10 protein-coding genes are annotated in these 10,926 nt (G+C 59.2%); 4 read left to right on the top strand and 6 right to left on the bottom strand.

What is annotated here, in order from left to right:
- Positions 1-627, top strand: a 627-nt coding sequence (locus tag ASU23_RS34750) for a hypothetical protein (RefSeq protein WP_253741233.1), incomplete at its 5' end; no start/stop codon positions are given.
- Positions 628-1,013: 386 nt separating this feature from the next.
- Here ASU23_RS34750 and ASU23_RS06650 read toward each other — a convergent pair.
- The gene (locus tag ASU23_RS06650) at positions 1,014-1,262 is read right to left on the bottom strand and encodes a hypothetical protein (RefSeq protein ID WP_058037587.1); all 249 of its coding nucleotides are present in this window, start codon (positions 1,260-1,262) and stop codon (positions 1,014-1,016) included.
- A gap of 698 nt (positions 1,263-1,960) precedes the next feature.
- Positions 1,961-2,866, bottom strand: a complete 906-nt coding sequence (locus tag ASU23_RS06660) for a LysR family transcriptional regulator (RefSeq protein ID WP_253741235.1) — start codon at positions 2,864-2,866, stop codon at positions 1,961-1,963.
- A gap of 126 nt (positions 2,867-2,992) precedes the next feature.
- Here ASU23_RS06660 and ASU23_RS06665 point away from each other — a divergent pair, with 126 nt between their 5' ends.
- Complete coding sequence (locus ASU23_RS06665) at positions 2,993-3,745, top strand: SDR family oxidoreductase (protein ID WP_058037589.1); 753 nt, start codon at positions 2,993-2,995, stop codon at positions 3,743-3,745.
- Between the two features lie 41 nt (positions 3,746-3,786).
- Positions 3,787-4,110, top strand: a complete 324-nt coding sequence (locus ASU23_RS06670) for a hypothetical protein (protein ID WP_058037590.1) — start codon at positions 3,787-3,789, stop codon at positions 4,108-4,110.
- Positions 4,111-4,223: 113 nt separating this feature from the next.
- Here ASU23_RS06670 and ASU23_RS06675 read toward each other — a convergent pair whose 3' ends face one another.
- The 3 genes from ASU23_RS06675 to ASU23_RS06690 form a co-directional block, all read right to left on the bottom strand.
- Positions 4,224-4,478 carry a hypothetical protein gene (locus ASU23_RS06675; RefSeq protein WP_058037591.1) on the bottom strand — a complete coding sequence of 85 codons (255 nt, stop codon included), beginning with the start codon at positions 4,476-4,478 and terminating at the stop codon, positions 4,224-4,226.
- A gap of 1,546 nt (positions 4,479-6,024) precedes the next feature.
- Complete coding sequence (locus ASU23_RS06680) at positions 6,025-6,381, bottom strand: Lsr2 family protein (protein WP_058037592.1); 357 nt, start codon at positions 6,379-6,381, stop codon at positions 6,025-6,027.
- Positions 6,382-7,130: 749 nt separating this feature from the next.
- Positions 7,131-8,024: a hypothetical protein gene (locus ASU23_RS06690; protein WP_156423111.1), complete on the bottom strand. Its 894-nt coding sequence runs from the start codon at positions 8,022-8,024 to the stop codon at positions 7,131-7,133.
- 134 nt (positions 8,025-8,158) lie between these two features.
- Here ASU23_RS06690 and ASU23_RS33245 point away from each other — a divergent pair, with 134 nt between their 5' ends.
- Positions 8,159-8,566, top strand: a complete 408-nt coding sequence (locus ASU23_RS33245; protein WP_082661356.1) for a histone-like nucleoid-structuring protein Lsr2 — start codon at positions 8,159-8,161, stop codon at positions 8,564-8,566.
- Between the two features lie 564 nt (positions 8,567-9,130).
- Here ASU23_RS33245 and ASU23_RS06700 read toward each other — a convergent pair.
- Entirely contained in the window at positions 9,131-9,910 is a 780-nt protein-coding gene (locus tag ASU23_RS06700) for a hypothetical protein (RefSeq protein ID WP_058037596.1), read from the bottom strand.
- Positions 9,911-10,926 lie beyond the last annotated feature (1,016 nt).

The raw sequence follows: 10,926 nt of genomic DNA on the forward strand, positions 1-10,926 counted from the left end.
GTCACTGCGGCGACATCCCGCCAGCAGAGTACGAGAAGACGTTCTACGCTACTGAGCAGGGTGAGCAGGCCTTGGTTGAAATCAAATAGCCAGAGCCTCCATCAGACCCAGGGCGATTCAGTCCCATGTGTTCGCGTTGAGCTTGCTGACGGTGACGATGGCGAAGATTGCATTCACAAATTTTCGGCGAAAGTTCGCCGTTCGTGGCGCACAGTCGATATCGATCCAGGCCTTCATGGAAAAATACTGGCCATGCGCACAGGATTCGGAGCGTGGATTCGCGGCCAGATCGATGCTCGGGGCTACGAGAGCACCGAGGAGGCTGCGCGGGCACTAGGGGTGTATCCGTCGTTGTTGCGTCATTGGGCAACGATCGTGCGGTCGCCATCCCCGCAAGTTCTTCGGCAAGTCGCAGTGCTGTTCGATGCGCCGATCCAAGAAGTGCTGATTGCCGCCGGCTACATGACCGAAGAAGAGAACCGTCCCCTTTCCCCTACCAGGATGTCGCTGCAACAAATGTCGAACAAGCAAATCCTGGACGAAATACGGCGCCGCACAGCAGGAGACACTGGAGGTACCCCAATTCCAGTGCGAGTGAACGGAGTACTTCACACGCCGGATGGCTAGGGCAGTACATCTTAGGTGTTCAACTTGTTCGAACGGGCCCTGCAGTGGACCGACTATCATCGAGTCGCGTAATCGCGCCACCAGCCATACGCACTCGCTACGGGGAACCACGTGGAGGGTGGTTGGACAGCCTGGTGTCTTCGGCGACCGCAGTCCTACGTAATCGTCCCGCTCCCTAGGCACTCAGTCGCTGCAGAGTGAGGTTCAACTGCAGCGCCTCTCGATCGAGCGGAAGGTCTACGTAGGCCTCACCCAATTGGGCATCCCGCAACGTCGACGCCTGCTCCACACCAGGAAATTTACCGAACTCCGCGACAATCCGCTTCCGACACAGCTGCCAGCTACCGAACTCAGGAGAACTCCTACGAGTTCGTGCGGAGAAGCTTCTAGTCCGCGGCAGCAAGATTTTCGTCGTTGGCGAATATCAGTCGCCCGTCATCGAGTGCGATCGCCCACCGATGCACGGGAGCCCAATCTCGCCCCACCGATCCGGAATCGATGACCATGTCGGCGTAGTCCTCAATGACCACGCCCGTACATACCGCGCTCCCCTCGGTCTCGATTCCAGGCGCCGTAACACTGACCCTGGAACCCACACTTATCGCACCGCTCGTTTTGCCGTTGTTCTCGGTCATGCATCTGATTCTCGCAGAGCAACTCCGCAGTAATTCACAGGGCCAAATATCCCGCGCGTGTCGACACAGTTGACGTAGACCAACATTTTACTGTCCTGTTGCCCGAGAAGAAGGGACGTCTAAGTCGCCATTGCATCGACTCGTCGAGGATGCATTGCAACCTCTTCTCGGATATCGCTCACAGGCGCGTTGTTAGCCGAAGCTACTGCGGGTCGTCGGCGAAAACCGGCATCCTGGCCACTTCGCCGGTCGAGTGTCGTGGCGTCGAGCAGCATCGAAGTTGATTTCGCACCAACGCTGATACTTGGCGTGCTGGAGCGGGCAACATGGCGGGAACGAGCATCATTGTTTGTCGTTCGCCGCCCCCGAGGTTGAACTGGTTGTTCATGGTGTTCGAAAGCCGTTTCGCGTTCGACCGGACAATCCGCCCACGCGCAGTCAGTCGCTGCCCGTGCTGTCCGCAACGAGATCGGGAGGCGCCGGTCTCGAACTCGTCGTGTTCGAGGGCGCAACGTCAGTTGATGCGGGTTTACCGTTTCGCGCAGAATGCTGCTGCGCTGAAGGTCGACGCTTCACTCGTTGCCATCCTTTCGGTTGCTTTTATCACCGGCACAAGTACGAGAGATCCGGCAAGACACCGAACCCCAAAGCACACCTCGCTGCGACAGTCGCCGCAAATTTCGTCAGTGACTGATCGGTCATCCCAAAAGTGCACTGCGAGCGGCGGAAATGGTGTGCGGCAACCAGAGTGCTTGAACGGGCACCATCGGCGCATCGCTCAGCCCCAGCACGCTCACCCTGCCGCCCAACGCTTGACCTTCTGGTGCGGTGACAAGTGCGACGTAGTCGTTGCCCACGACAGCTGTCACGGGGGGCGTCCCTTGGATTGGGTTCACAACCAGTGTTGGCTCGAACCCAGCTCGCCGACAGGCTGATACGAGGAAATCCGTGTAGAAGGAATGTTGAGGCGGCGCCCAGACAATCAGAGTGAATTTCGCTATGTCCGCGAGGGTCAGGTCTTTGCGCCCTACAAGGGGGTGAGAGGCATCGACAGCGAGCCGAAGCTTGTCGTAACCGAGAACAGCCGCGGCGAGATCGGTTGGCGTACTCACCCCGCGCCGCAACCCGACATCGATCGTCCGATCGATCAACGCACGTTCGATCTCACCGGGAAACAACTGCCGAACCGTGATCGAGAGCTCCGGCATCACCTCACGCACCGAAGCGACCAGATCAAATGCCTCCTCGGACGTGACCGCCGGAGTGTGCCCAACAACGAATGCCGGCACTCGATCTTGCGCCGCACGGCGGGACGCCGCGGACAGCGATTCCGTCGCTGCCAGCAACGCGGGTGCGCCTTCTCGAAGTTTGTGGCCGGCCGCCGTCAGGACGACACTTCGACCCTGCCTCGTGAAGAGTTCGGCGCCGACCTCCTTCTCCAACAAGCGCATCGCAGAACTCATCGCTTGCTGAGACATGAACAGTGACCGCGCTGCCTTGGTCAAGTTTCCGTGGTCCGCCGCGGCAACGAATTGAGCGAGACGGCGCAGATCGAGCGGTGATGGCGATCGTCCCGTATCAATCCCTTGGTCATCAACGTCCACAAATACCTCACCTTCTGAGCTCCGACATACAAACATTGTTTGTTGAATAACCCATTTTGTGTGCTTACCAATTGTGAATCCGATCCGTAGCGTGATGTTGTCACACTGTCGATTACAGGAGCAAGCATGTCGAATTCACTGCAAGGCAAGTCAGCGATCGTCGCAGCCGGCGCCAAGAACCTCGGTGGACTCATCAGCACCACCCTCGCTGCCCAGGGGGTGAACGTCGCGGTCCATTACAACAGCGACAGCAGCGAAGCGGACGCAAACAAAACAGTCGCCGCGGTCGAAACGGCCGGCGTCAAAGCAGTGAAGTTCCAGGCCGATCTGACCGTACCCACTAACGTCGAACGCCTCTACGACACCGCGATCGACGTGTTCGGAAGTGTCGACATTGCAGTCAACACCGCTGGCAAGGTCCTACGTAAACCCATCATCGAAACAACCGAAGCCGAATACGACTCGATGCTCGACATCAATGCCAAAGCCGCCTACTTCTTCATCAAAGAAGCAGGGAAACGCCTCAATGACGACGGCAAGGTCATCACCATCGTCACCGCACTACTCGGTGCGTTCACCGATGGATACTCCACCTACGCCGGCGGAAAAAGCCCGGTCGAACACTTCACCCGGGCGGCAGCCAAAGAGTTCGCGGCGCGCGGAATCTCCGTCAACAGCATCGCCCCCGGCCCGATGGACACACCGTTCTTCTACGGCCAAGAAACCCCCGAACGCGTCGACTTCCACAAATCCCAGGCAATGAAGAATCAGTTGACCCAGATCGAAGACATCGCTCCGATCGTTCGCTTCCTCGCAGACGACGGATGGTGGATCACCGGACAGACGATCTTCGCCAACGGCGGCTACACCACCCGCTGACACCAAGCTCGTTAATTTCCGCTCGCATGAGGAGAAGACCGATGACCGCCACGCTGCCGGCACCCGGTGCAGCCTTGATCGAAGCGACCAACGACGGAGACACCGACGCCTTCCTCAGGACCTTCACTGCCGCCGGAGTCGTCGACGACTGGCGGCGTGAATTCACCGGCCGCGCCGAGATCGGCACGTGGAATGAAACGGAATTCATTGGTAAACAGGTGACCTTGTCTGTCCTCGACTTCGTCAGCAGAACCTCGGAAACAGCCGTCTCCGCTCGGGTCGGCGGAAACGGCTTCAACGGACCCAGTACGTTCACGTTCGTTATCGAAGGAAATGCGATGTCCAGGATGGACATCCGCGCCTAATCCCTGAATGAGTGCAAACCCACACCGACAACGCGGATCGATACACGCGCATCAGGTACAGAACCATTCCGCGATGCTCGCCGTGAGATGGGATGCGACCGAGCGACCGATAGCTACGCCTCCGGGTCTTCCCCCGGGACTGCGATGGGGACATGGAAGGTGACGAGCGCTCCGGCCGAGATGAGGAATGCCCTCTCGGCGCCATCGATCGTCGCACGAATCAGGCCGGATCCTCCCCCGTTCATGATGGTCTCAATTTCCGACATCAGGCGCTTCGCCTCGGCGACAGACAGTTCGTAGCCGTCTGAACCGTATTGAAATACGGCCTCGGTCAGCTCTGGGTTGTGATCGAAATTTCGGTGCTTCACGTTTCCTAGTCTGCCAACCCGTACCAACTGGACAAGAGGTGGCCCAAACCAGATCACGGCTGCCCGGGCCGTCCCAGTTGGGCCATGCGTGCCCGATCTAGCCCACTCAGGCGGCACGCGGTTCTCGGTGGTCCTCTCGGGCCACACCCTGAGGCGGAGCGGAACTAGCGCACCGACTGTGGCGCGGGGAACCAGGTGCCCACCGGCGCCGGAGCGTGACCGCAGCTCGATGGGCGGCGCGCACGAACTGTCGGGGACGGGCGCGCAGTCTTGGCGGTCCGCCGACATCAGCTGTGAACATCCCGTCGGCGGACCATGCGTGTCGGGACCGATGAAAGTTCGACACGCAGATCAAGGGTCCACCGGTGAGAATAAATGGGGTTCATTCCGATGGACCACACCACTAATGCCCCACCCATTCACAGTGCAAACATGGGCGGTCCGTCCGGTCGCTCGTCAGTAACAACCGGACGGACCATGCGCACCCCTGCCGGACTAGGGGGCACGCAGTCAACAGACCCCGCAGACTTAGATGGTGACGTCTGTCCGAGGGGGAAATACCATGCTGCCCGCAACTTCAGGTCATTAAACACGACGAGTCTACCGACTTAGCGCCGCACATTTTCGCCGAGCCGTGCCCGATCGTAACCTGGACCTGGATTCCCAACCGCGCCACCGAGCGTCCGGGGTCGAATTGACGACGTCATTGCGAGACGTGGGGCGCTTCCCCGTCCGGGATGGCTTCGCCACACCACTCGCATACGGTCGGCGCTTTACTCCAAATCTCTGCCCTCCGCCACTTCCGTCGCAGTCGTAGGATGCACCGCTACCGTCGAAATGCGCCCTGACCGTCGACGCCACCGAAGCAAGTCGAATCATGAGCGCTCTACGCCACGACGACCCGAGCCTCGCACCGCACGATGAGAAAGCTGTACGTGAAACCATCGACGGCTTCGTGATTACATTCCAGTCGCTCCATTCCGCCTGAGCCGTCGCCGATAGTGCTGGCAAACGCAGGTTCGACCGACCGCAGCCCCATCGATGATTCGCGGAAACAAAGATACAGACGGTGTCTGGCTCAACGAGGAGCGACCGATGGACCGCCGTCGATGTTACTTCCCTTGCCAGGCCTACTCGCCCGCAAGGGAACTCGGGGGATGATCTGGACTGACGGTTGCGGTGCAGCCTGCACAATGAGCAGCAAGACGTCGACGGTGGACCGACTGGATTTGTATGCGCGCACTCCGCAGGCCGCTTGCGGAACTGTACCCGGAGATGACTGCGCCCAATCGCGGTCGCCCTTGGTGGGCAGTCGGAGTGGGCCTGTGACCCACGGTTGTGTCGGCGACACGCTTCGACTTCCTTCGGCTGCGGAAGGGTGCGAGATGCGTAGGTGTTTTCTGTTGGAAACACCCACAGTTCGCACAGGGGATGACAACAATGACGGAATCCACACCGGACCAGGCCGATGAGAGTGTGCGAAAGTCCATTCCCATCACCCGCTTTCCATCAGTGTTGAAGGCCAGCCTGTAGCAAACGGATCGAATCAGTGCGCAGCGTCGAAGGCATCGAGGATCTCCACTTTGACCCGACCACGCGGAGCCACGTCGTAGCCGTTCTTAACTGCCCAGTCCCGCACTGCCTGCAACTGCTCTTTCGAGCGACCTGAACCGGTATTCTTCACCGTCACATCGGCTTTACTGCCGCGGCGTGCTTTTCCGACTTTCTCGGCCACCATCACGAAAGGCTCGAGGGCGGCGTTGAACTTGTCGACGTTCGTCGGCCGCAGATCGATCAGGTAGTCCGACCCCTGATACGAGAATTGGATGCGTTCGCCGAATCCGTCGTCAATGGGCTTACCGTCGAGATCGTCGATAAGTTGGCGAATCACTCTCTCAGCCATGCAACATCGTCTCCAATTCGATAGGAATCTCTCCAATGACCGGGCAACCCTAGCAACTCTTGTCCCGACACCGAGACGACCTCGAGCGGCTTCAACGCCTATCGGCTTGCCGATACTGCGTTCGAGGCCGCACATGGGCAGTCGGCGGGTGGCGGTCAAGATGTCGCAGCATCGACAGTCCGTCGGTCGGCGCGCCAGATTTTGAACCTGAATGTTGAACTACGAGAGTTGGATTCTTCGGTCGAGGAGTGTTTCAGTCGGCACCGGTCTCCGGAGGTGATCGCATCGATGCCGGCTTCGGGCCGTTGCTCGGTGCCGAACTCTCGCCGGGGCTGGGGGTGATGTGTCTGCGTTCAGGAGCGCCGACAGGCGGGTTGAATTTCCAGACTGGCGCCGGTGCCGCGCGATTCTGGTCGGGTCAGCGGAAATTTTCGGCGACTGCGGAGATACGTCCGCCCGACTATTGCGAGCCTTCTATTTGTCGGCGCAGCTCAGTATCCGGCACATCGCCCAGTCGAAGCTCTCCGATGACCGCAAACGAGCAGAGCGAAACGTCATACGCAGGCAGGCTCCGCTCGCGAGACGGCGGTTGAATGTGTTGTGGGCGACGCTCCGCGACAAGGCGGTCTATCGGCGGGACCTACTACAGCAGACTGCGGCATAGCGCCCAGAGCATATCTGAACGAATGTTTGTCCAGGCTATGACGGCATTTTGAAGCACCGCAGCGCTTTCCGGCTCGTCATGCCGCCTAGCTTGAGTGCTTGATCCACCGCTCGGCGCCGAGCACACGGAGGGTGGGCGGGTCGAGAATCGCACTCCAGTGGTTATCGCGGTGTCCGGTCATCAGATCGAACCTGAATACCAGCACCTGACCGCCCTCGCGAAGCGCGTCGAGGTACTCATCGTGTCCGTACACATCCCAGTACTTCGAGTAGTCCGAAATGGGACGCTCGGAGCTGTTCTCGTACAGACGACGGGCATCGACGAGGGAAGTGAACACACGAAATCCTGCCCGGGCACGGTAATCCAGCAGGCCGACTCGGAACTCCTCGAGCGCCCCGGGCCACGGACCGTCGCCCATCGCCCCGACGATTTCATCGACTTCTGTCATCTGCTCCTGAGGCTCGGTGAGCTGTGGCTGGGTTGCCCGGTACACCCCGTCCGAGTCAGCCGCCGCACTGTAGTCCTCGAAGTCGAGATTGCTGATCCACAGGTTTACTACGACGCCCGACAAAGTGTAGGCCGAGACGGATAGTCTCCCGGGAGGGTTGGCGGCGGTGATGACGGTGAACGGGTGGTCCGCATCCACGAGTGTTGAAGCATCGGCGACCACGAAGAACTGATACCGCGGGTCGTCCTCGTTGAGGCGCGCCAGCAGTTCGTCGATATCCATCCCGTCGAATTCGGGGCTTTCTACAATGGTCAGCGGGTCTGTGCGATCGGAAGCCGGACCGAGAGCTTCCCGCACGACCTCGTGCCATGTCTGGTCATCGCTGTAATCGAGCCGGAACAGAGGTACCTCGACGTCGGGGAAGGTCACGAGCGTCTCCAATCGCGGTTGAGCGAATCGTATCTTGACGGAGACCTCGTCGATACGAAAAGTCCACTCATATACCGTCACAGTCTGCACTGCGGCGATCACCCACTGGCTCCGCGCACCTGTCTTCTAGTACGCCTAGGAGCCACTTGCCGTGAGTCCTAGACCCGGTCGGCGTCCACGCTAAAGTTGACGAATACGCTGAGGATCAAACAGACAGATCGGAGCATTGCGTCTTGGTGGAGAGACTGATTCTACAGTGTGTCGACGATCTGGACGGAATGCCTGTCGCCGATGAGGTCAACGAGAGGATTGAATTCTCCTTCCGCGGAACGGATTACGTGATCGATCTGAGGCCAGCCAATGCGGAAAAGTTGAAAGCTGTTCTCCGGCAATACATCGCTTGTGCACAACGGATCGACACCAGGGCTGTCGATGCAGAATCCCGAGGTGTCGAGAAATCCCTCGATTTCGCACATGCGGAGCAGCAACTGCAGGCCGTACTCAGCTGGGCAAAGATACATAACTATGCAGTGTCTCCGTCTGGGGGGATCACAAAGCAGATCATTCAGGCGTTCAATGCCGCGCACCGACGATCTTCGTTCGACGATAGAATCGTAGGTGGAGCAGCACAGGCTCCTAGGTAGGCGCGACCTTATCTCCGATGCAGGTCAACAGCATTCTCTGGGTGCCACGGCCATCTTGCTTGGTTTCATCGAAAAGCGCATATCGGGGGGAACGGTCAACGAACGATACTGCGATATCTGTAAACACTTGTACGGCGCACTGTCACTGAATTTTGGTTTGCGTTCAGGCTCTCTCACATCCATCCGGCGGGACCGTTAAACCCGCCCTTACCTGGCCTGACTCTGAGTCGCACCGTTGGCTCCGGAGAATTTGATGTGCCCGAGGTCGACGATGTAAGTCGGCCACGGAACTCAGCGTCGTCGATTGTGGCGCCGCGAGCGCGGGACCGAGATCGAGGGAGCGCCTCGACTTAGCGACTAAAGGGTTACCGGCCCGGGTCACACGCCTGCCACAGAGAAGCGACGGGCACAAGGCCGTACTTCAGTACTGAAGTCGCCGAAAGAACGAAGGCTGCCCCACGCCCGAACAGGCGTGGGGCAACTTCTCACCGAGCACTGCGACGTTGCATGTTCAGCGCACGCTGGAGGTCACATCGACTCGGCGCGCGGCACCAGTGCCGGCAATCATGGGTGCAGGTTGGCTGCTCCGCCGTTCGGCGTCAGAACGGAACCGATATTCGAGTCGGTCCGCGGCGTGACGTCCGTTGCCGAGCACATCGTCGGGGCGTACTGAGTTCCGAACAATGTCGCCTTCGACAAGAACGTCATGTAATTCTTCGGGTTTGCGTACTTCCCGGCATCACCGTCGGTGTTGATGTAAACCGCCGGGTTGGAGGAGGTCGTGACAACTTGGACCGAAGGCAGCGTGAAGGTGGCGCCGGCAAGCGCGGTCAAACCGGCATCAGAGGTATTCGAGCCGCCCGGACTCGCACCCGCAATCGTTGTTCCGACTCCGCCATTGAGGGAAAGGTAGGACCCTGTAGCGTCGGCAGCACCACTTGCGTTCACTCGAGTGACCACCGGAGTGCCACTGAATCCACTGCCCGTCCCGGAGACGATAGACGCTGAGGTGAAGGTTGCCGGATCGATCTTGAATACGAGGTTCAATCGATTCAGATTGATGACGGTGGCACCGCCACCACTGGTCGGAACGGTTTGCGAGCCTGGCTGAATCGTGTAGGTGCCCGGTGTCGACGACGAGTGCGCAACCGACATTGAGTGAGCCTGAAGCGGCTGGTGAACATTGCCGGCAATGAGTGAATTGGGGTCGCCCATGCAGGCGTTGTTGTAATTCGTCGTCACGTTGTGGGCCGACGCCGGCATCGTGGCCGCAAACACCAACCCTAATGCTGCCGCAGAGATCGCGGCAGTCGTTCCGGCACGCCGAGCGAGAGATACAGTCATTGTGAACCTTTTCTTTCGTTGAGAAACGATTGACGTTCAACAAGATGAAATGTCGCAAGAGATTTCGAATCGCGGCATCATCGCAAAGAAAAACTCCTCCTCCCTATTCGTAGACAGAACGAACTCGGTACAGCGCCATTCCGGGTGTTGCTTCTCGGAGCAAGGCAGGTTCGAATACCGTTGCAGGACAGCCCGAGGGTAGATTTCAGCTCAGTGAGTCCACACATGGTCGGCGGTAGAAGATCGATGTAGGGTAAGCCTTCGCAGCGATGCAGAAGAATCGCATCCTGCGTCCAGTGCCGGCGAGAATCCTCACATCCCAAATCCCTAGAACAGGTACCAGTTTTCTCACTTTGCCGACAAAGTCAAGGAAAGGCGAAAAGTTCATACTTTAGTCGCAGTGCAAGGGTCCTTCGCCTCCACTGGAAGTCGGAGAACCGGTCGAGCAGTCGAACAGAATTGGCAGACAACGTAACTGAATTGGCGTCGCGGGAGATCGATTCACTCCGCGCTCGTGTTGCCACGTGACCATTCACGGGATCGCGCGACTCAACTGGCCGCCCCGTCATCCCTTAGTACTTTTGGGCGATAGTTTCCGAATTTCGCCCGAAATGACCGAAATCGGATACTCTTCTGCCACAAGCAATCCAAGCCACACGGGGATTCGGACGTGGCACGAATTGACTACCAACCGCCGGGGGGGCTGACCGGGAGGTTAACCGTTGAACCTGCGATAGGTCGCCTTCGCGCGTGCCGACCCGCATTACTGGGCGAGCGCCAGAACAGCGGCTCGACCTCATTCACTGCACAACGAGCACTTCATCCCGAGGTCAGTGGGTTGATCACTCTGGCGACGCGGTCCCCAAGGTCGACCCTGTGACCACCCGTCGCTGGTGGTGCCAAATGAGGGGGGCCAAAGCCACGGAACGAATTCCGCTAGTGAATACGCAGGCCGTGAACTGAACACCAAGCTCGGCGTGCACAATCCCCCCCCCCCCCCCCCCCCCCCCCCCCCC

This window comes from Rhodococcus sp. KB6, from assembly GCF_001445685.1.
Taxonomy (GTDB): domain Bacteria; phylum Actinomycetota; class Actinomycetes; order Mycobacteriales; family Mycobacteriaceae; genus Rhodococcus_F; species Rhodococcus_F qingshengii.